The 22,371-nt window shown below is 51.7% G+C and carries 15 protein-coding genes; 2 read left to right on the top strand and 13 right to left on the bottom strand.

Annotation, left to right across the window (positions count from 1 at the left end):
* Positions 1-202 precede the first annotated feature (202 nt).
* The 4 genes from ACTQ3A_RS03525 to gpmI form a co-directional block, all read right to left on the bottom strand.
* The gene (locus ACTQ3A_RS03525) at positions 203-943 is read right to left on the bottom strand and encodes an amino acid ABC transporter ATP-binding protein (RefSeq protein WP_441101190.1); all 741 of its coding nucleotides are present in this window, start codon (positions 941-943) and stop codon (positions 203-205) included.
* Positions 930-1,649 carry an amino acid ABC transporter permease gene (locus tag ACTQ3A_RS03520; RefSeq protein WP_441101189.1) on the bottom strand — a complete coding sequence of 240 codons (720 nt, stop codon included), beginning with the start codon at positions 1,647-1,649 and terminating at the stop codon, positions 930-932. The genes ACTQ3A_RS03525 and ACTQ3A_RS03520 overlap by 14 nt, the downstream gene beginning before the upstream one ends.
* Positions 1,650-1,922: 273 nt before the next feature.
* Positions 1,923-2,861: an ABC transporter substrate-binding protein gene (locus ACTQ3A_RS03515; RefSeq protein WP_441494060.1), complete on the bottom strand. Its 939-nt coding sequence runs from the start codon at positions 2,859-2,861 to the stop codon at positions 1,923-1,925.
* A gap of 387 nt (positions 2,862-3,248) precedes the next feature.
* Positions 3,249-4,796 (bottom strand): 2,3-bisphosphoglycerate-independent phosphoglycerate mutase, encoded by a 1,548-nt coding sequence (gene gpmI / locus ACTQ3A_RS03510; protein ID WP_441494059.1) that lies wholly within the window; start codon positions 4,794-4,796, stop codon positions 3,249-3,251.
* A gap of 467 nt (positions 4,797-5,263) precedes the next feature.
* Here gpmI and ACTQ3A_RS03505 point away from each other — a divergent pair, with 467 nt between their 5' ends.
* Entirely contained in the window at positions 5,264-5,779 is a 516-nt protein-coding gene (locus tag ACTQ3A_RS03505) for a DUF4364 family protein (protein ID WP_441101186.1), read from the top strand.
* A gap of 128 nt (positions 5,780-5,907) precedes the next feature.
* Here the strand turns inward: ACTQ3A_RS03505 and ACTQ3A_RS03500 are convergent, their stop codons facing one another.
* The 5 genes from ACTQ3A_RS03500 to ACTQ3A_RS03480 form a co-directional block, all read right to left on the bottom strand.
* The gene (locus tag ACTQ3A_RS03500; protein WP_441101185.1) at positions 5,908-7,239 is read right to left on the bottom strand and encodes a replication-associated recombination protein A; all 1,332 of its coding nucleotides are present in this window, start codon (positions 7,237-7,239) and stop codon (positions 5,908-5,910) included.
* A gap of 2 nt (positions 7,240-7,241) precedes the next feature.
* Positions 7,242-9,521, bottom strand: a complete 2,280-nt coding sequence (locus tag ACTQ3A_RS03495; RefSeq protein WP_441494058.1) for a DUF2298 domain-containing protein — start codon at positions 9,519-9,521, stop codon at positions 7,242-7,244.
* Between the two features lie 221 nt (positions 9,522-9,742).
* Positions 9,743-10,690: a sugar phosphate nucleotidyltransferase gene (locus ACTQ3A_RS03490; protein ID WP_441494057.1), complete on the bottom strand. Its 948-nt coding sequence runs from the start codon at positions 10,688-10,690 to the stop codon at positions 9,743-9,745.
* 239 nt (positions 10,691-10,929) lie between these two features.
* Positions 10,930-12,561, bottom strand: coding sequence for an ABC-F family ATP-binding cassette domain-containing protein (locus ACTQ3A_RS03485; protein ID WP_441101182.1), 1,632 nt, complete (start codon positions 12,559-12,561; stop codon positions 10,930-10,932).
* 114 nt (positions 12,562-12,675) lie between these two features.
* A complete protein-coding gene (locus ACTQ3A_RS03480; protein ID WP_441494056.1) occupies positions 12,676-14,883 on the bottom strand; it encodes an LTA synthase family protein in 2,208 nt (735 codons plus the stop codon).
* Positions 14,884-15,300: 417 nt separating this feature from the next.
* Here ACTQ3A_RS03480 and ACTQ3A_RS03475 point away from each other — a divergent pair, with 417 nt between their 5' ends.
* Complete coding sequence (locus tag ACTQ3A_RS03475; protein ID WP_441494055.1) at positions 15,301-16,449, top strand: 1-propanol dehydrogenase PduQ; 1,149 nt, start codon at positions 15,301-15,303, stop codon at positions 16,447-16,449.
* Between the two features lie 95 nt (positions 16,450-16,544).
* On the opposite strand, the gene ACTQ3A_RS03470 is transcribed toward ACTQ3A_RS03475, so the two are convergent.
* From ACTQ3A_RS03470 to ilvB, 4 genes are all read right to left on the bottom strand, one after another.
* Positions 16,545-17,786: a DUF1015 domain-containing protein gene (locus tag ACTQ3A_RS03470; protein ID WP_441494054.1), complete on the bottom strand. Its 1,242-nt coding sequence runs from the start codon at positions 17,784-17,786 to the stop codon at positions 16,545-16,547.
* Positions 17,787-17,936: 150 nt separating this feature from the next.
* Positions 17,937-19,103 (bottom strand): phosphoglycerate dehydrogenase, encoded by a 1,167-nt coding sequence (locus ACTQ3A_RS03465; RefSeq protein WP_441494053.1) that lies wholly within the window; start codon positions 19,101-19,103, stop codon positions 17,937-17,939.
* The gene (gene serC, locus ACTQ3A_RS03460) at positions 19,103-20,188 is read right to left on the bottom strand and encodes a 3-phosphoserine/phosphohydroxythreonine transaminase (protein WP_441100889.1); all 1,086 of its coding nucleotides are present in this window, start codon (positions 20,186-20,188) and stop codon (positions 19,103-19,105) included. Before serC ends, ACTQ3A_RS03465 begins: the two co-directional genes overlap by 1 nt.
* Positions 20,189-20,549: 361 nt before the next feature.
* Positions 20,550-22,229, bottom strand: coding sequence for a biosynthetic-type acetolactate synthase large subunit (gene ilvB, locus ACTQ3A_RS03455; RefSeq protein ID WP_441474836.1), 1,680 nt, complete (start codon positions 22,227-22,229; stop codon positions 20,550-20,552).
* Between the last annotated feature and the right edge of the window lie 142 nt (positions 22,230-22,371).

Raw genomic sequence — 22,371 nt, 5'->3', positions numbered from 1 at the left:
TGAACGAGATAAAACACGCTATGCGAGTTTTATCTCGCTATCGCGGCCCTCGCCGCACACGAATACTTCGCATTCGGCTGCGGCTCACTGTTCGCGTAAATAAAGCCGTTTCCGCCGCTCTGCTGTCTCCGGAATCCCATCCGTCCGATTTTCTGTCTCTGTCTCAGGCACTTATCATGAGCACACCGTCAGTCAATTCTTCTCAGAGAACCTTTGAGAGAAAATCCTGCAGCCTTCCCGCCTTCGGATGATTGAAGATCTCATCCGGGGTTCCCTGTTCCATGATGATGCCATCCGCCACAAACATGACGCGGTCCGCCACCTCTCGGGCGAAGCCCATCTCATGCGTAACCACTGCCATCGTCATTCCGTCATCTGCCAGTTCCTTCATTACATTCAGAACCTCTCCTACCATCTCCGGATCAAGAGCAGATGTCGGCTCATCGAAAAGCATCACCTTCGGGTGCATGGCGAGTGCCCGCACAATCGCAATTCGCTGCTTCTGTCCGCCTGACAGACTGGAAGGATAGGCATCCGCCTTATCCAGAAGCCCGACCCGTTCAAGCAGCTTCTCTGCCTCGGCATCCGCCTCGGCCTGATTCATACGTCCCGTACGCACCGGAGCGAGGGTGATGTTTCTCCTGACGGTTTTGTTCGGAAAGAGATTAAAATGCTGGAATACCATTCCCATCTGCTGACGCATCTGATTGATATCCGTCTTGTCCGACGTGATGTCCGTTCCGTCAAAGATGATTTTTCCGGACGTCGGGATCTCCAGAAGATTCAGGCATCGCAGAAAAGTGGATTTTCCCGATCCGGACGGACCGATGATCACGACCTTCTCGCCCTCCGAGATATGATCCGAAATATCATTTAAAACCGTATTGTCACCGAATTTTTTGACCAGGTGCTCGACCTGGATCAGTGCTTTAGCGTCTGTCACTTTTACGCATCCTCCTCTCAAGGATTCCCAGAAGCCAGGTGAGAATCATGACAACCACCAGGTACATGAGGGCAATTCCGATTAAGGGCATAAAGGCCTGATAGGTCTTCGCCTGGATCTGCATCGCAACCTTCGTCAAATCCGTAAGTCCAATGACCGTTACCAGGGATGTATCCTTAAACAGTGTGATCAGCTCATTGCCGAGCGCAGGGAGGATATTCTTGACCGCCTGCGGGATAATGATGTCCTTCATTACCGTGGTATAGCCCATTCCAAGCGACCGTCCCGCTTCCATCTGCCCCGGATCGATGGACATGATACCGCTCCGGATGATCTCGGATACATAGGCTCCCGAGTTGATGCCAAGAGCAAGGATGGCAACTCCCACAAGGTTCCGGCTCGCCGCAAAAATAACAAATCCCATAATCAGAAGCTGAACCATCATCGGGGTTCCGCGAATCACCGTCGTGTATACCTCACAGATAATGTTCAGAACTTTCAGTCCTCCGCTGACCTTTCCGATTTTCTGCTGATCGTGCATGGTACGCACAACCGCGACCAGGATCCCGAGTATGATACCGATCGCCAGCGCGCCAAGCGTCACAATAATGGAAACCCTCAATCCATCCAGATAACGTTTCCATCTGTCAGCCGCCACAAAGCTCTGATAGAAATTGTCGCGCACACCGGCCCAAAATTCTGCCACTGCTTTTTCCTCCCGACTTGAAATTCATCATGCAACACAGAGACATGCATAATTATTCATATATTACTAAAAAAAACGGGATGGTGCAAGCCCATCCCGCCAATAATTCAATTCTGTAAGCCCGTCTGTCAATTCTCCCATCCGGACAAGCTTCTCCATGCGGGTGCTTCCCTCATTTCCGTCCGGACATTTTCTTTATCTCCGTCAGGGCAGTCTCTTCATTCTCCACATTTCCTGTCAAATGAAGGGCTGAAAGCCTCGAAATCACCGCTATCAGCCGGCAGTGGCTGCTGAGCTCGTGCTCACGGAAGCGGAGGAAGAGCTTACCGCCTCAGAGGAGGAATCTGTATTAATGTATTTGTCGATAATGGACTGTACGGTTCCGTCTGCGATCAGCTTCTTCAGAATGCTGTTGATGGCGTCACGAAGCGCAGGATTGTCCTTGCTGACTCCGATGGCGTAATCCTCGCTCACATAGTCGGTATCCAGAAGCTTCAGTCCCTTGTTCTGCGCTACAAACGCCTTCGCCGGCTCATTATCGATGATCACGGCATCGATTTTCCCACCGAGCAGAGCCTGAATCGCCATGGCTCCGTTCGTATACGCAACGACATGGTCCTCACCGAAGCCTCCGTTTTCCGGTGTATCAGAAGCATAGATATAACCGGTGGTTCCCTCCTGGCATCCGATCATCTTGTCATTGGAAAGATCATCAACCGATTTGATATCAGAATCCTCCGGAACGATGATGGACTGAACGCCCTTCGCATAGCTGTCAGTGAAATCCACGTTCTTCTTTCTCTCTTCATTAACCGTGATTCCCGCCATTGCGATATCTTCCTTGCCGGACTGAACCGATGTGATGACAGAGGAGAAATCCATATCATCGACAACCAGCTTCAGGCCAAGCTCTTTTGCGATCTCTGCAGCGATATCTACATCGATACCGGTATAGCCGCCATTATCATCCGTCGTCTCATAGGGCGGGAACGCAGCATTCGTCGCCATATGGAGCTCTCCGGAGGTGACGGTCTTGATGTCGCCGTACGAAGAGGCGCTCACAGATGCTGCCGCTTCCGTTGTACTTTCTGCTGATGATCCGGAAGCGGATGCCGCTTCCGAGGAACTGGAACTGCCTGCTGCAGAACCACATGCTGCCAGCGACAGTGTCATGCCGGCAGTCAGTAAAAGAGCCATTGCTTTTTTCATCATTTCTTCTTCCTCTCTTCCTTAAAAATCTCTACTAATTTCCTTCCTTTATAACAGAGCATACGCTGCAGTGCTTTCATATGCTGTGCTTTCATCTATGCGATAAACAGCGCTATACACAGCACTTTCATCTGCACTTTCACGCGGTGCATTGTTATCTGTTCATCTCATCGCAGGAACGATCTCTGAACGTTCAAGATTATAGCCTCTGCTGTTTCTGTAGTCAAGACTCACCTCACGCCGTCCGGCGGACACGAATTACGCATATCAAAACAGACAGCGTGACCTTCCCCTCCAGGGGTAAAGACCACGCTGTCTTTCCATCTGACTTTATACTTATGATGACGCCCGGTTTACCGTATGGAGTATACAGCGCCACATACAAACTCTTTATTTTCTGACAAGAAGAGACTTCCCGGTCATCTCCGCCGGCTTCTCCATACCCATCAGCTCAATCAGCGTCGGAACAATGTCACAGAGCGCTCCGCCTTCTCTGAGGGTGTAGGCGGGATCACAGTTCACAAGCAGGAACGGAACCGGATTTGTGGTATGAGCAGTCCACGGCTCTCCTGTAGCGGGATCCACCATCAGCTCTGCATTTCCGTGGTCTGCGGTGATGAACATCTGTCCGTCGACCTCCTTCAGAGCCTCTACTGCTCTCCCGACGCACTCATCGACCGCTTCGATCGCCTTGATCGCAGCAGCCTCGACTCCGGTATGGCCGACCATATCCGGGTTCGCGAAATTGATGATAATCACATCATACTTCTGAGAACGGATCGCCTCACAGAGCTTATCGCACACCTTCGGCGCGCTCATTTCCGGCTGAAGGTCGTAGGTAGCTACCTTCGGAGAAGGGATCAGGAAACGATCCTCTCCTTCATTCGGCTCCTCAACGCCTCCGTTAAAGAAGAAGGTGACATGCGCGTATTTCTCAGTTTCAGCGATTCTGGCCTGCTTCATCCCCTTCTTCGCGAGCCACTCCCCGAACGTATTTGTGAGTTTCTCGTTCTTAAAAGCAATGTACTTGTTCGGGATGGTCTCATCATAATCCTTGAAGCACACAAAGGTAAGATTCTCGATTCTCTTTCTCTCAAACCCCTTGAAATCCGGGTCGCAGAAGGCTCTCGTAAGCTCTCTCGCGCGGTCGGGGCGGAAGTTGAAGAAGATCACACTGTCCCCTTCCTTTACCGTTGCAACAGGAGTCCCGTCTTCGTTCTTCATGACCGTTGGAATCACAAACTCATCCGTGATCTCCTTGTCATAGGAAGCCTGCATCGCGCGAAGCGGATCTGTTCCGCCATCGACGCCCTCTCCCTTTGTCAGAGCGTCATATGCCTTCTCCACGCGATCCCAGTTCGTATCACGGTCCATCGCATAGTAACGTCCGGAAATGACACCGATCCTTCCGACTCCGATCTCTCTCATCTTGTCCATCAATTGACGAATATATTCGATTCCTGAGGTCGGCGGCGTGTCACGTCCGTCCAGGAAACAATGCACATAAACCCGGTCAAAATTTTCCTTCTTGCACAGCTCAAGGAGCGCATACAGATGTGTAATATGGCTGTGCACACCGCCATCGGAAAGAAGGCCCCAGAGATGAAGATCTCCGTTGTTCTTCTTTGCGTTGCTGATCGCAAGCAGAAGCTCCTCGTTCCGGAAGAAATCGCCGTCATTAATTGCCTTTGTGATCCGGGTCAGATCCTGATACACAATACGGCCGGCACCCATATTCATATGTCCAACCTCGGAATTTCCCATCTGTCCGTCCGGAAGCCCTACATAATGGCCGCTTGCCTGTCCCTGAACATACGGGCACTGGCTCTTCAGCTGATCCATCACCGGTGTTCTCGCCTCACAGATCGCATTGTGCTCGCAAACCGGATTCTCACCGTAGCCATCGAGGATCATCAGAACAGTAGGTTTCTTTGCCATAATTCATTTCTCCTTATATCTTATCTATCTGTTATCTATCTGTCAGCGCTTTGCCGACTGGTTCATTCTGCCAGTCCCATCCAGGCTGTCTCACCGTCAAACAGTCTGTCATTACGTCAATGCTTATCATACTAATACTGTCCGAAAAAAACAAGCAGATATTTGCCGGACAAAAGCCAATATGTTATACTTCATGACAGACTCATGATTCTGCCTGTCGGGCGCATCATCTGGCCCGGCAGACGCGCACACCTGTGATGCCAGCGTCCCGCTGAATCCCGGAATGAGATGAAAGCGGTCCAGCAGCATCTTCCTATGATATCCACCGGATATCAGTGAGGCATCCGAGTCCAAAAAAGTTCTTGCTTAATGCTTTAAAATCCCGAGACCTTAAAATCCCGGGCCTTTATACCCCGAAGCTGCAGCCTTTAAAATTTTAATTCCGAAGAAAGTCAGGAGTTTTACCTATGCTGGAATCCGGTACATCACTGTATAAGCTTATCATACTGTTCATGCTCGGAAAGGTCACCTTTCCGCTCACCAACGCCCAGATCTCCGATCTGATCCTGAGCCGCAAATATACCTCCTATTTTCATCTTCAGGAGGTCCTGTCCGAAATGATTGATACCGGTCTCCTCGAAATCGAGACCACCAATCACACGACCTATTACCGCATGACCGATCAGGGGAAACAGACACTGGAATACTTCAGAAATGAAATCCCGCCGGAAATTCGCCGGGAAATCGCCAATTATCTGGTTCTGCACTCCTATGAGATGCGCAACGAATCATCGACTCTTGCCGATTATTTCCGCAATTCCAACCAGGACTATACCGTGAACTGTATGGTCAAGGAAGGAAAACAGACGCTCATCGAGCTGAAGTTCACGGTTCCCACCGAGGAGGCCGCACGGACGCTTTCGGAAAACTGGAAGAAGAAGAGCCAGGAAACCTACGCGGCGATCATGAAGATTCTTATGTGACTCCGATGTCCAGCATGAGGATACGCATGTGACACCGGCGGTCATCATAAAGATTCTCATGTGACACCGGTGATCATCATGAAGATTCTCATGTGACGCCGATATGGAGGGAAATCCGGAGATCCCGGTTACTTCAGATTTTTCTCCCGTCCGATTTTTTCAAAATACTCTCTGATCTTCTCTTCATAACCGTTTCCGGTCGGATGATAGAATACCGCATCCTTTATCTCGTCCGGCAGGTATTGCTGTTCTACATAGTGGTTCGGATAGTCGTGCGCATATTTGTAACCGATGCCATGGCCGAGCTGCTCATGGCTTTTATAATGTGCGTCCTGCAGATGAACGGGCACCGTCGTCTGCTTCTTCCGCACTGATTCCATCGCCTCGAAAACCGCCTCTGTGCAGGCATTGCTTTTCGGCGCTCCGGCCACATAAATCGCAGCCTGGGCGAGGATGAGCTGGGATTCCGGCATCCCCACACGTTCCACCTCCTGCGCCGCAGACGCAGCCACTACCATGGCCATGGGATCCGCATTGCCGACATCCTCCGATGCGCAGATCATGATTCTTCTCGCGATGAATTTTACATCCTCCCCCGCGTAGAGCATTTTTGCAAGATAGTAAACGGCAGCGTCCGGATCCGATCCCCTCATGCTTTTAATAAAGGCAGATATCGTGTCGTAATGCTGGTCTCCCGCCTTGTCATAGCGAACCACTCTCTTCTGAATGCACTGCGAGGCAGTCTCCAGATCGATGTGGATTTTCCCGTCCTCCGGCGACGGCTCAGTCGTCAGAATTCCCAGTTCTATCGCATTCAGCGCCTCTCTGGCGTCACCGCCCGCAATGTCCGCGAGGAACTCACAGGCGTCCGGCTCCAGAACGGCATGATAACTGCCCATTCCTTTGACCGGATCGGTCACCGCTCTGTTCAGAAGCTCGCGGATGTTCTCCGTCGACAGCGGCTTCAGCTCAAAGACCACAGACCTTGAGATCAGGGCAGAATTCACCTCAAAATAGGGATTCTCCGTCGTGGCGCCGATCAGAATAACCGTGCCGTCCTCTACATACGGAAGAAGGTAGTCCTGCTGCCCCTTGTTGAACCGGTGAATCTCATCGATGAACAGAATCGTCTTTCTGCCGTACATTCCCCGGCGATCCTGTGCCGCCCGTATCGCGTCTTCCATATCTTTCTTCCCGGACGCGGTCGCATTCAGCTGCACAAACTCCGCGCTCGTCGTATTCGCAATGACATGGGCAAGCGTTGTTTTTCCCGTTCCGGGCGGTCCGTATAAAATCAGCGAGCTCAGCTTGTCCGCCATGATGGCGCGGTAGAGAAGCTTTCCCTTCCCGATGATATGTTCCTGACCCACCACCTCGTCCAGCCGTTCCGGCCTCATCCGGGATGCCAGAGGCGCTTCCTTCTCCATGTTTTTTTCCTTCATGTAATCGAACAGATCCATTCTTATCCCTCAGCTGTTTTCACGATAAATGTACCATTGCTGCTGTATACGACCTCGCCAAGCTCTGCGATGCCCTCCGTATTCACGGTTCCGTACTTCGCGTATTCCTCGCTTCCCACGAAAATATAAGAGACTCCATACTTTTCAATCAGGCTTCGGACCTCTTCTGCGTCATCTGAGGTATAAATCGTCTTGATATCCGCGGACCTCTGATTCAGGTCCTCCGGATCGCTCCGCCACAGCCATTCATGGACATACCAGCCGAGCACGGTCGGAAGTCCGGTCATCGCCGATACCCGGCACGCGGTGCTGTAGCTGTCTCCGTCCGCTTCCAGGACGACCGGCTGCCCCGGAACGTTCTCATTCAGCCACCGGATTGCTCCCGCGTCAGCCGGATAGGCGCTCTCCAGAAATGATGTGGCATCCAGACCCTGATAATTATCATAATGGAAAATATTTCCGGTAAACTGACGCACCGATACAGGGAAGTACCCGAGCGTCAGTCCGAAAAACGCCGCAGCAGCAATTCCTGCAATCCGGCGCAGCCTCTGTCTGGAAGCCAGAAAACAGATGACGGCATACGCCATCATCATCCCGTAGAGTATAAACGCCTGATAGGTCATCTTGAACATCGTATTGGACCTCGGATATCCGCTGGACTCGTAGATGTCCCTGACATACACGATTTCCGGCACGAGCACAAGACCGAAGGCACACAGTCCGAGAATCAGCGCGAAATGATCCGGCAGCGGCGTTGTTCGAAAATACCCGGTTTTTTCACCGGTGTCCTCCGCGGCCCCTTCTCTTCCGTTCCTGCCTCCACTGATCGCACCCGGCATTTTTTTCCTGTAATTCCCGACTACAGTGACAATCAGCAGCAGAAAGACTACAAAGGGGAATCCCCACAGAATCAGCAGCTGATACAGCGGCGTATGGGTCCGGCAGAACGCCACGCCGGAAACCGGCGACTGGAACTGAAGACGGAAGGGAAGCGAGGTCACCGTTGATAACACTGCCAGCACTGCGGTGTGATACACGACCGATACAGTCCTTTTCTTCCGGCTCCGGCAGCTGCTGTTCAGAGCGCGGAAGATTATGCAGAAAAAGGCAACGGTAAAATATATGACATAATCCCAGAAATTCGTCCACTGGAACATGCCGATCAGGGCTGATGCCGACAGAAATCTCGCGTCCGGGAGATATCTTCTCTCCCGTCCAGTACAGTTCTCCCGTCCGGCCCGTCCGGTGCAGTCCTCCCGTCCGATGCAGATCCAGGCATAGAGGAGCGCCACCACCGTCAGCACAAAAATGATGTTGCACATGTGCGCGTGAACGTCTCCGAGAACGAATGAGTAGGAGGGAAACTCGTGAATGGTCCGGTCAGCGGTATTCACCGGATTGTATCCGATGTAGCGCGTTGAGTCGGCAAACCAGTAATAATCCCTGCCATCCGGCATCGGGAGTCCGAGCGGCTTCCCGAAAATTCCGTATATCACATAGTGGCCGTTTCCGGCAAGTGAAACCGCCGCGCCGCCGATCAGACCTCCTGCCGCAGCCCACGCTCCGGCATGCGGACGATCCTCCATGCGGTCAAACACCATCTGGCGCACGATGGAGAACGGAAGCACAAATCCAAGGGCGGCGATCATCGCGCGGTAAACATTGTAGGCATAAGAAACGCCGACGCCGCACATTTTTCCCAGATAGACACCGAAATACTGCCCGCCGTAATAATAGTTGATGGCATCTGTTCCATACCAGATGTCTTTCGCGGGGAGGGATGTACTTCGATACATTGCGGCCATAAAGCCGTAATCCATGAACTTCTCCGTTCCGCTTGCCTGCGGCCGGAAGCCGATGAGATAAGCCCAGAACACGAAGAGTCCGAAGAACAGCACCTCCTCCGCAATGATCAGATTAATGTCCATCTTTTTCTTCACAGGCTTCAGCATGAACAGTACCCAGCACACGCCGATAAAGATCAGCGTGACAACCAGCGCCCTGCGGCCGGTAAACCGGAGAATATCCGCAAGCCCGAGAACCCAGACCGCATATCCGCCTGCCGCGAGCCCGATCACCCTGGAGAACAGCCATCCACCGTCACGAAATGCCGCGAACAGAATTCTGGTCAGCGGAAAAAATCCGGCCCCGATGATCAGAAGCAGCAGATACCACCTGAAAAACGGAAAAAAGCTGCTGCCAAGAAGCGCGCCCGCCGCCGCAAGCATAAGGAAAAAGACGGCAAAGAAGCCGATCGACGAGTTTTTCATCTTCGTAAACAATCTGTGGTCCTCCGGAAAATATTTTTCAGAATATGATCACTCTGGAATTGTTCAAACGAGATAAAACACGCTGCGCGAGTTTTATCTCGCTATCGCGACGCTCGCCGCACACGAATACTTCGCATTCGGCTGCGGCTCACTGTTCGCGTAAAAAAACAAGAGCTGCCCGACGTGCGTCAGCACTTCGGACAGTTCTATTGTATCGCGAACGGATAGCTGTTTCAACAATGCGCGCCGCCGTCCAGAAGCTCCGGCGGGTATATTCCATCCTCCGTCATCTTCTTCAGCGCGGCGGTCACCACCGGCTTATCCTCCTTATAGGTCACGCCGTACCACTTGTCCGGCGTCGTCATTACCTTCACCGCCGCCTTGTCTTCGGCCAGAAGATCCGCGACAACCGAGGGAAGGAAATACTCTCCCTTCAGCGGATTCTCCTTCAATGTCCGGTCAAGGAACGCCGGGAAACGCGCGAGGAGCTCATTCATGATGCTGTAGTTGAAGCCCCACATATTCATGGAGACCACCGTGTCATCCGCAAGGGGTGTCCAGGTCTTCCCGTCATCCTCGGTGTATTCGATCCCGGACGAATGCTTCTCGATTCGTGTGCGCTCGTGAATCCCCACGAGCTCCTCCCGGTCATTCACCTCACAGATTCCGCGGGAGACATATCCGTTTTCTGTCACAGTATTCTTCAGCTGATATCCGACCATCGCGTAGCGGTACTTCGTATCATCGCCGTTGTTCGCCAGGTAATCATACATCTTACGAAACGCGTCTCTCCCGTAATAGTCATCCGCGTTGATCACCGCGAACGGAGATCCGTGAACCGCAAAAAAACATGACAGAACGGCGTGTCCCGTCCCCCAGGGTTTCACACGCCCCTCCGGCACATGATAGCCCGCCGGCAGATCGTTCAGTCTCTGGAAGGCATAGCTGACCTTCACCCTGCTGCTGATCCGGTCTCCGATTCTCTCCTGGAAGATCTGCTTATTTTCCTCCTTGATGACGAAAATAATTTCCCGGAAACCAGCCTGTACCGCATCATAAATTGAATAATCAATGATCAGATGTCCCCTCTCATCCATAGGGTCCATCTGCTTCAAGCCGCCGTACCGGCTGCCCATACCCGCTGCCATAATGACCAGGACCGGGTGGTTGTTATTCTCCATCTCCTCCACCTCTTTCTATCATTCTTCTATCATCTTCTGCGAAGAATCTTTTTAACTCACAACGCCTTTTTCTCATTAACTCTTTCTGCAAAATCTATCAATCAGAACTGTCAACGAGATAAAACACGCTGTGCGAGTTTTATCTCGCTATCGTGACGCTCGCCGCACACGAATACTTCGCATTCGGCTGCGGCTCACTGTTCGCGTAAATCAGAGCTGTGCAATTCACGCCATGAGAATCAGTTATCTTCCTCTGTCAGCGTATATACCGAGCGCTTTCTCGCGTCCGCATCCGCTGCCAGATACTCATCATACGTTGTCACCTTATCGATCAGCGTCCCGTCATGCCGGAATTCCATGATGCGGTTTGCCGTCGTCTGCACAAACTGATGGTCGTGACAGGTAAACAGCAGCACACCCGGGAACTTGATCAGACCGTTATTCAGCGCCTGAATCGACTCCATATCCAGATGGTTGGTCGGCTGATCCAGAACGAGCACATTCGCGCCCGAAATCATCATCTTCGACAGAAGGCATCTGACCTTCTCGCCTCCGGACAGAACCCTTACCTTCTTGACACCGTCATCTCCGGCGAAGAGCATTCTTCCGAGGAATCCGCGCACATAGGTTGCGTCCTTGATCTCCGAATACTGGGTCAGCCACTCCGCGATCGTCAGATCGGAGTCGAATTCCTCCGTATAGTCCTTCGGGAAAAATGCCTGTGACGTGGTTACGCCCCACTTATAATATCCCTCGTCCGCCTCATCTTCACCGGCAATGATCTTGAACAGCTCCGTCGCGGCCTGCTCGTTGGAGCCGACAAAAGCGACCTTATCTTCTCTTCTGAGCGTGAACGAGACATCGTCCAGTACCTTCACACCGTCGATGGTCTTGCTGATGTTGTGAACCTCCAGAACCTCATTCCCGATCTCTCGGTTCGGACGGAAATCAATATAGGGATATTTCCGGCTGGATGGCTTGATGTCGTCCAGCTGAATCTTCTCCAGCGCCTTCTTACGGGAAGTCGCCTGCTTCGATTTCGAGGCATTCGCCGCAAATCGGGAAATAAATTCCTGCAGCTCCTTGATCTTCTCTTCCTTTTTCTTGTTCGCTTCCTTCTTCTGCTGCAGCAGGAGGTTGCTGGACTCGAACCAGAAATCGTAGTTTCCGGCATAGAGCTGAATCTTGCCGTAATCGATATCCGCGATGTTTGTGCAGACCTTATTCAGGAAATACCGGTCATGAGACACAACGATGACGGTATTCTCGAAATTGATCAGGAACTCCTCCAGCCAGTCGATAGCGTCCAGATCCAGATGGTTCGTCGGCTCATCGAGAAGCAGAATATCCGGGTTCCCGAAAAGGGCGCGCGCCAGAAGCACCTTTACCTTCTGCGGGCCGTCCAGCGTTCCCATCTGCGCGTAATGGAGATCCGTCTCGATTCCGAGTCCGTTCAGCAGCTGCTCTGCGTCTGTCTCCGCGTCCCATCCGTTCATCTCGGCAAACTCCGCCTCAAGCTCACTGGCCTTGATGCCGTCTTCATCCGTGAAATCCGGCTTCGCGTATAGCGCGTCCTTCTCCTTCATGATCTCATAAAGTCTTCCGTTTCCCTGGATGACCGTATCGAGAACCGGCTGATCGTCATACTTAAAGTGATCCTGCTCCAGGAAAGAAAGCCTCTGTCCCGGCGTAATCGTGACGTCCCCGTTCGTCGGCTCCAGCTGACCGGAGAGAATCTTCAGAAATGTCGATTTTCCGGCACCGTTAGCGCCGATTACCCCATAACAGTTGCCTTCCGTAAACTTGATGTTTACGTTCTCGAAAAGAGCCTTCTTCCCCACTCTCAGTGTTACGTTGTTCGCAGCTATCATATCAAATTCCTTTCTATTGGACTGTTATACCCAGCGTCAGTCGCTACACATCATAACGTATTCCGTTCCTTTTCACAAGTCAATCCTGTCTTACGAATCGCTGGCTATCCTGTCTTATGAATCGCTGGTCAGTGAAAAGAACCAGTCAAGCCGGTTCCGTTTCTCCGCCAGCTCATTGTACTGCAGGCACTCGTACTGCCACTCATCCATCAGATCCTTCTCACTTCCGCCGGACCAGGTATGCCAGTTTCCGTCTGCATCCTCATAGCCCATGTGATTCAGCGCCGGTATTCTGGTCATAAGATCTTTCAAATAATAATTGTAGTCTGTCATCTTCAGACCGGTCTGTCCCAGAAGCAGGGTACTAAGGTAGTTCGTGCTTGTCACCACATTCTGTTCCTCCGGGATATCATAATTCGCCCAGATCAGGAAAGGTGTCGCATAATAGTGCTCCTGCTGTTCAAGATCAAGAGAGTTATAATTCTCACCGGACACATATTCCGTAAACGAATCCGGCATGGTCGGATAATGATCACCAAACATAACAATCAGCGTAGGCTCATCATAGTCCTTGAAATAGTCGATCAGATACTCCAGTGCGTCGTCGCTCAGTTTTTCCAGTGAGAGGAACCGGCTCACGACATCATTCTCATACCCGTCAACGGTAATGGTTTCATCGACATCGTCTGTCGTATACCCGCCGTGGTTCTGCATGGTGATATCAAAAAGGAAGAACGGGTTTCCCGCCTTATTTTCCTCGTTGACTACCTGGATGATCTTCTTGTAATTCGACATATCGCTGATGTGGCTGTGAACATATTCCACATCGTCCTCATCGGTAAAATCATCCTGCGTGTAGAAACGGTCAAATCCCAGGAGACGATACGCGGTCTCACGATTCCAGTTGCTTCCCTTGTACGGATGCATGGCCGCTGTTTTATATCCCTGTGCCTCCAGGGTAGAGACAATCGAGTACTGATCATGCGTGAAATAGCTCACATACGGAACCATGGCAGGAAATCTCTTCACGGAATTTCCGGTCAGGAATTCGTACTCCGTCTTTGCCGTTCCGCCACCGGTGATGCACACCAGCGTATGTCCCTTTATTGTATTCTCTTTCAATGAGTCATAAAACGGCATCACAGGCTCATTCGTCTTCAGATCTCCGATATAGCTGTAATCCGCCCAGGACTCATTCATGATGGCAATGATATTCACCGGCTTTACCGCAGAAGCATCCTCTGTCCCTGCGGCTGTTCCGTCCCCGGAATTCGAACTCTTTGCCGAATCCGAGCTCTTTGCGGAATCTGCGCTGCTCCCCGAATCAGAACTCTTCGCGGAATCCGAATTGTTCCCGGAAGCATCGCTTTCCCCGGCCGTTTCCTCCTCCGCGCTGTTCTTCTCCGTCTTTACAAAATCCTCCGCGATCTTCTCTGTTCCGCTCACAGTATAGCCCTCCGGCGGACTAAGTCTCATATATTTCGCGACACAGAAAAACCCAACGGTTGTTCCATACTCGGTATAGGTCTTGATCGGCGCGAACAGATCCGTCAGGATTCCAAGACCTCCGTTCCAGTTCACATTCAGATAGAAAAAATACATGCCAAACATGAACACCGCGATCCCGACGCGCATAAGAATCTTCCCGATGATTCCTCTGCGGATCAGAACATAGTTCCGCATGTGAAGCAGGAGTCCCAGAACACAGAAGTACATCACGAGATCAAGCACGATCCCTCTCGTCAGCGTATACGTATAGGATCCGGAAACCGTCGCCGCCGTCGAGAGCGAGAAGAAATCGATCAGCTGCAGAGGCTCTCCCCGGAACAGATAGACAAAATAAAAGGCAATGCTGATAAACGACCAGATGGACAAGACCAGCATCAGAGAGCGCTTGAGCGAATTCAGCCAGAAGAATGCGATCAGGTTCATGATCAGGATGCCCGCGATATTCAGAAGCCTGTACTTCCATTCCATCGCGACCAGCTCCGTGTTGTTGATATACTCAATGATAAAAAAGCACCAGACATCCACGGCGAGCATGATTCCAAAATGCCAGGGCCAGATCTGGAGACTTGCCTCCTTTCCCTTCTCATCCACCCTGTCCAGGGGATGCAGGACGAAGGTACAGATCAGGGCGGACGCCGCCACGGCGGCGATCAATCCCGCAAAAAGTATTTCACCGGAGCGCATCTCTATCTTTACGCTGCCGATCAGGGCACTGCGCTGCGTCATCAGAAAAATGAACACGCAGATCCAGTAAATCGCCCAGAATATTTTGTAGCCGACGGACCACTCACGGCCCCGATATCGAATCTCCATCTGAATAAATACCCGCTTTCCCGTCAAAAATATCTGTGTAATACATGCAGATACAGCTACTTCGAGACTGCGCCGCACACCCAAATATTTTACATTTTTTGGAATGGATTTGCAAACCCGCGGCGCCATAATTCACGGAATTCACAGTTTTCTCATAAAGCCTCCGCCTCTCCCTCGCAATCCAACAAAATCAGTCATAATTTTATCACGTAAGGCTGTGGTTTGCTTGCACATTTCATTTCTCCGTGCTATCATAATTGTGTGAAACGGTGGGGCGAACTCCGCGACAGACCAACGAAGCAGGTCACCTGTCAGCGGCATGGGAACGGTGAACCAGCGATGTGACACGGGGACTTATACCGTTTGTGACGCTCCGCTTGCGGGGCATGTTGGTTCAGAAAAAGAAAGGACAGCAGCATGGAACATTTCCATATTCTCACGGATATCTATTTTGGCGAGAAATCACTCGACCGCCTGAGCCAGATCGACAGTCAGAAGGTCTTTATCGTAACCGACCCCTTCATCGTTAAGAGCGACGCGATCCGCAACATCGTAAAGCCTTTGTCGAAGGGCGGCATTGCATATGAAGTATTTACCGAGGTCGTTCCGGATCCTCCCATCTCTAAAGTCGTTGCCGGCGTCAGAGCCTACCTGGAATCCGGCTGTGATACGATCGTGGGCGTCGGCGGAGGATCAGCCATGGACCTCTCCAAGTCCATCCGCAAAATGTCGGAGAGCATGAATGGCGGAACACACATCCGCCTGATCTGTATTCCGACGACGAGCGGCACCGGAAGCGAGGTAACCTCTTTTGCCGTCATCAGCGATCCGGATCATCAGAGAAAAATTCCACTTGTCTCAGAGGATATGTCTCCGGACGAGGCGATTCTCGACGCGGTTCTGGTGCGGAGCGTGCCCGCATCCGTAACGGCGGACACCGGGATGGATGTGCTCACCCACGCGGTCGAAGCCTATGTCAGCACAAAGCACAACGACTTTTCCGGCGCGCTTGCAGAAAAAGCCGTTGAGATCGTAGGTCAGTACCTCTTCCGCTCCTATTCGGACAACAATGACACCCACGCCCGGGAGAAGATGCACACGGCCGCGACACTGGCGGGACTTGCCTTTAACTCCGCCTCTCTCGGTCTGAACCACGGGATGGCGCATCAGCTCGGCGCGCATTTTCATATTCCGCACGGACGCGCCAATGCCATGCTGCTTCCGATCGTCACGGAATACAATGCCGGTGTATCCAACCTCACAAGGAACAGGGATCTGTCTGATGATCCCGTCGTGGAACGTTACTGCAACATCGCCACGATGCTCGGTCTTTCCAGCTTCAACCCGGTCATGACCATTCACTCTCTGTGCAATTACATGAGATACATGTCGGAGAGCATGGGAATTCCTCAGCATCTCTCCGAGATCCTGGATATTTCAAAGGAAGAATATGAGACACATCTCGACAGTATGGCCGAGGCTGCCCTGAACGACTCCTGCACGGAAACCAATCCGAGACAGCCGCTTAAGCCTGAAGTCATTGAGCTCTACCGGAAGCTCTGGTAATCCATGAGCAACTGATTGCAAGAAACTGCCGCATAAAACAGATGCCCTCTTCCGGTGTCTGTATTATGCGGCAGTTTTTGATTTCTTTTTCCGGATCACTTTTCAATCTTATGTATGAACAGCCCGCTTCTGAGCTTCGGCTCGAACCAGGTGGATTTTGGCGGCATCAGAAGCCCCGCGTCCGCCACAGCAAATAGCTCGCTGATTGAGGTCGGATACAGGGCAAAAGCTGCCTCACAATCTTCATGACATCTTCGCTCCAGCTCTCTGAGCCCCCGGATTCCTCCGACAAAATCAATTCTCGCGTCCGTTCTCGGGTCCTGTATATTCCAGATCGGTCCCAGAGCTTCCCTCTGCAGATACTCCACATCCAGACAGCCTATCGGATCTGTCTTCAGAAGATGTTTCCGTGTCTGCAGGCGGTACCATTTTCCCTCCAGGTACAGACCCATCTCACCCTTCTTGGCAGGCCGGTACGGAGATTCCGGCGCCTCTGCGATCCGGAAGACCTCATCCAGCTTCTCCAGAATCTCATCCGGCTCATATCCGTTCAGATCCTTCAGCACCCGGTTATAATCCATGATCTGAAGCTCATCATCCGGGAACAGCACGGAAAGGAAATAGTTAAACTCCTCTCTTCCGGTATAATCCGGATGCTCCTTCCGTCTCTTCAGTGATACAGAAACAGCGGAAGCCGCCCTGTGATGTCCGTCGGCGATATAAGTGTGATCAAGTGCTGCAAACGCTTTCGTCAGCGCCGCGATCTGGTCATCCCTGTCGATTCTCCACACCCTGTGAATCACACCGTCCTCAGCAACGAAATCCAGCACCGGCGCCTTCATGCTCTCCTGCGCGATCAGCTTTTTGATCTCCGGATGGGACCGGTAGGCGAGGAAAATCGGTCCGGTCTGCGCGCTGCACGCATCGATATGATCAAAGCGGTCCTTTTCCTTGTCTTTTCTGGTGTTCTCGTGCTTTCGAATCACATTGTTCAGATAATCGTCTACCGAAGAACACGCTACCAGTCCCTTCTGACTCCTTCCGTTCATGATCAGCTCCCAGATATAGAAGCAGGGCCTGCTGTCCTCCTCGAATATGCCTCTTTCCTGCCACTCGCGAAGCATGGAAGCGGCCTTCGCATAGACACAGGGCGCATAGATGTCCTGTTCCTCCGGGAACTGTGTCTCAGCGCGGTCTATGGCGAGAAAAGACAGCGGGTTCTTCTCCACAACCTCTCTTGCCTCCTCCCGGTTATATACATCATAGGGCAGAGCCGCCACAAGTGCTGCCTTCTCTTTCACCGGTGTCAATGCCCGGAACGGTCTGATTACTGCCATTCTTACTCCTCCTGTAAACAGCTCCCGCTGCAAATATTCCCATTTCCTGAATACGTTCGCTCACAAGCATATCTCTTTCCTGAATACGTTCGCTCATAAGCGCAGAAACCCCGGAAATTGCTTTCCGGGGTTCCATCCTTTTTGTGCCACTTATCTTGTGATGACTCTTGCCTTCAGCACACCGTCGGTGGCCTCAATCTTCGTCATCACCTGTTCGTTCACCGGCGACTCAAGATCGATGACCGTATAAGCGAAATCACCGCGGCTCTTGTTCGCCATGTTCGCAATATTAAATCCCTCATCCGAGAGGATTCTCGTAAATCTGCGGATCATGTCCTTCACATTTCTGTGGCAGATGCACAGACGCGCCGCATCACGCAGAATGCCATTGTTCATGTTCGGATAATTCACAGAATGGCTGATATTTCCGTTCTCAATGAAATCTCTGAGCTCCTTGACCGCCATCTCCGCGCAGTTGTCCTCAGCTTCCTCAGTGGAAGCTCCGAGATGAGGGGTAATAATGGTGTTCGGCGCACTGATGATCTTGTCATTGGCAAAATCCGTCATGTATCTTCTGACCTTGCCGCTTTTCAGGGCATCGACCATCGCATCCTCGTCCACCAGAATATCACGCGCGTAGTTCATGACTACAACGCCCGGCTTCATCATCTCAATTGCCTCACGGCTGATCATGCCTCTGGTGCTGTCGGTTGCCGGCACATGAACAGTGATGAAATCGCATTCCTTATAGATCTCGTTAACATCCTGGATGTGGCGAATCGTTCTCGAAAGGTTCCATGCGGCATCGACCGACAGGAAAGGATCATAGCCATAGACATCCATCCCGAGGTGCGTCGCCGCGTTCGCGACGAGCTGCCCGATCGCGCCAAGTCCGATGATTCCCAGTTTCTTTCCGCTGATCTCGGTTCCGGCGAACTGCTTTTTGGCCTTTTCCGCGTCCTTGCCGATATTTTCATCGTCGTGATTTGCTCTTACCCACTCGATGCCGCCGATAATATCACGGGATGCCAGAAGCATTGACGCAATGACCAGTTCCTTTACGGCATTCGCGTTGGCTCCGGGAGTGTTGAACACAACAATTCCCTTCTCTGCGCATTTCTCAAGCGGAATGTTGTTGACACCGGCACCCGCGCGGGCGATTGCCAGAAGCTTGCCTCCAAACTCCATATCATGCATTTTTGCGCTTCTGACCAGAACGGCATCTGCGTCTTCGAACCGGTCTGTCTCCCTGTACTGGTCGCTGAATCGCTGAAGACCGACTTTTGAAATATTATTCAAACAATTGTACTGGTACATTATTTCAGATTCTCCTTCTCAAACTCACCCATGAATTTCACGAGAGCCTCAACACCCGCGTATGGCATCGCATTGTAAATGGAAGCGCGCATTCCGCCGACAGTACGATGGCCCTTCAGGTTCTCCAGTCCGGCCTCCTTCGCCTCGGCGACAAACTTTGCATCCAGATCTTTATCTCCGGTTACAAACGGAACGTTCATCAGAGACCGGTCCTCTTTCCGAACTGTGCCCTTGAACAGCTTTGACTGATCGAGATAATCATAGAGGAGTTTTGCCTTCTTTTCATTGCGCTCGTTCATCGCCTCAAGTCCGCCGTTTTTCTTCAGCCACTTGAAGACCTTTCCGCAGATGTAGATGCACCAGCAGTTCGGCGTGTTGTACAGAGAATTCTTGTCCGCCTGCGTCTTATATTTCATCATCGTCGGCGTACCCGGCAGACAGCTGTCCGTGATCAGGTCATCGCGGATTACGGTAATAACCATTCCCGCAGGTCCGACATTCTTCTGAACGCCGCCGAAGAAGAGACCGTATTTCTCAACATCGATCGGGCGTGACAGGAAATTGGAGGAAACATCCGCCACAAGGAGTTTGCCCTTCGTGTTCGGAAGCTTCTTGTACTCTGTTCCGTAAATGGTATTGTTTTCGCAGATGTATACATAATCCGCGTCATCATCGATGGGAAGGTCGGAGCAGTCCGGGATATAGGTGTAATTCTGATCCTCGGAGGAAGCAACCGCATTTGCCTTGCCATAGATCTGAGCCTCCTGGTATGCCTTCTTCGCCCAGTTTCCGGTGATGATGTAGTCAGCGACACGGTTCTTCATGAGATTCATCGGAATCTGCGCAAACTGAAGACTTCCGCCGCCCTGTAAGAACAGAATCTTATAATTATCCGGAACTCCGACAAGCTCGCGGAAATCCTGCTCGGCTTCATTGATAATATCATCGAACATTTTAGATCGGTGACTCATCTCCATGACCGACATCCCGCAGCCGCGGTAGTCCATCATCTCTTCCTGTGCTTCCTTCAGAACCTCCTCCGGAAGAACAGCCGGTCCGGCCGAAAAATTATAAACTCTGCTCATTTTGATATCCTCCTGGTAAAATTCTAGTGTGCAGTCTCTCGTATGAAAGACACTTTAATATGATAAACTTCTGACAAACGCTTGTCAATCTCCGAACACGCAAAATCCGGAGATCCGGGGATAACCGGAGATAACAGAACAACCGTGTAATCCCATCCCTGCCATTTACACGTGATCAGCAGGGCAGAATTGCTAAAACTCCGATGAATATAACACGCCTCTGCCGTTTTTTCATGATCAGGCACCTCTTAAACGAGATAAAACACGCTGCGCGAGTTTTATCTCGCTATCGCGACGCTCGCGTAAAAAAACGGCAGAGCCGCAAATACTGCTGCCCTGCCGGATATACAATGCGCAGATTCTATTTGTTCCAGTTCTCCATGTCTTTCTGATCGTAGATTTCATCATTCGGCTTGCCGGCCGGGATCATCGGAGAAACCTTATCGTCCGGATCAATCACGCAGTCGAGCACGACAGGCTTCTGATCAGCAATTGCCTTCTCAAGAGCAGGCGCAAATTCCTCTGCCTTCGTGATGCGTACACCTTCTGCGCCGAGCGCTTCCGCCACCTTGACGAAATCGACCTTGTCATCCAGTATTGTGTTGGAGTAACGCTGTCCGTAGAACAGGTTCTGCCACTGGCGGACCATTCCGAGCACATGGTTGTTGATCACAACCTCAATCACCGGAATGCCGCTCCGAGCAGCCGTGGCAATCTCGTTCATATTCATGCGGAAACAGCCGTCCCCGGCTATGTTGATGACCGTTTTGTCCGGTCTTCCACACTTCGCTCCAATCGCCGCACCGAGTCCATATCCCATCGTTCCAAGTCCTCCGGAGGTAATCAGAGTCCTCGGTTCCGTATACTTGTAATACTGAGCCGCCCACATCTGGTGCTGTCCCACATCAGTGCAGATAATCGCCTGCCCCTTTGTGATCTCATAAATCTTCCGGATGACAAACTGCGCCGTGAGACGGTCCTCCGGCACATAGTCATTGACCAGTTTCTGCTTCCGGTGCATCTCCTCCGTCCACTGCGGATTCGACTTTTCCCTGATCTCCGGAAGGAGTTCATCCAGAACTGTCTTCATATCGCCGGATACGCTCGCATCAACGACAACATTTTTGTTCACTTCTGCAGGATCTACATCAATCTGAAGAATCTTTGCCTGCTTCGCGAAGGTCTTCGGTGAACCCACATCCCTGTCTGAAAAGCGGGCTCCCAGAACGATCAGAAGATCACACTCCGAAGTGAGGAGGTTCGCGCCCTTCGTGCCGTGCATGCCGAGCATTCCCATATACTGATCATCCGTACCCGGGAAGGTTCCCTTTCCCATCAGGGTGTCACAGACAGGCGCCTGAATCCGATGCGCGAGTTCGATAACTTCCTTCTGCGCGCCGGAAATTGCCGCTCCACCTCCGACAAAGAGATACGGCCGCTTTGAAGCATTGATCATTTCCACAGCTCTTGCGAGATCTTTCTGATTTACGTTTCTGTCCGGTTCCGGATTTTCCGGTTCTTTTCTCTCGAAATCACAGACTGCCGCCGTGATATCCTTCGGGATATCTACAAGCACCGGTCCCGGTCTTCCGCTCTTTGCGATGGCAAACGCGCGCCGGATGGTGTCAGCAAGGCGGGTCACATCCTTGACAATTGAGCTGTATTTCGTGATGGGTGTGGTGATTCCGGTGATATCAACCTCCTGAAAGCTGTCTTTTCCGAGGTAGCTGGTTCCGACGTTCGCGGTGATTGCCACGATCGGAACAGAATCCATGTAGGCCGTCGCGATGCCGGTTACCAGGTTTGTCGCTCCGGGTCCGGATGTTGCCATGCATACGCCAACCCTGCCAGTCGCTCTCGCATAGCCGTCCGCTGCGTGAGAGGCTCCCTGCTCATGAGAAGTCAGAATATGATGGATTTCCGGATGTTTATATAATTCGTCATAGATATTCAGAATGGCTCCGCCCGGATATCCGAAGACGGTATCCACTCCCTGCTCCTTCAGGCACTCGATGACGATCTGTGAACCATTTAACTGCATGTCAATATCCCTCTTTCATGTAGCGCTGCACGGGTGCGCCGCACCCGGCAGTCTGCGTCTTTTTCTGTGAGCTTTGTTGAGATTAATTCTATATACAGCAGGATTTATTTCTGATATATCCTGCGTCCGGCGAGATCTATTC

This window comes from Bilifractor sp. LCP21S3_F8 (assembly GCF_052117805.1).
GTDB lineage: Bacteria > Bacillota > Clostridia > Lachnospirales > Lachnospiraceae > Bilifractor.
Note: the sequence above shows the minus strand (reverse complement) of the source record. Positions and strands in the feature narration are given on the sequence as shown.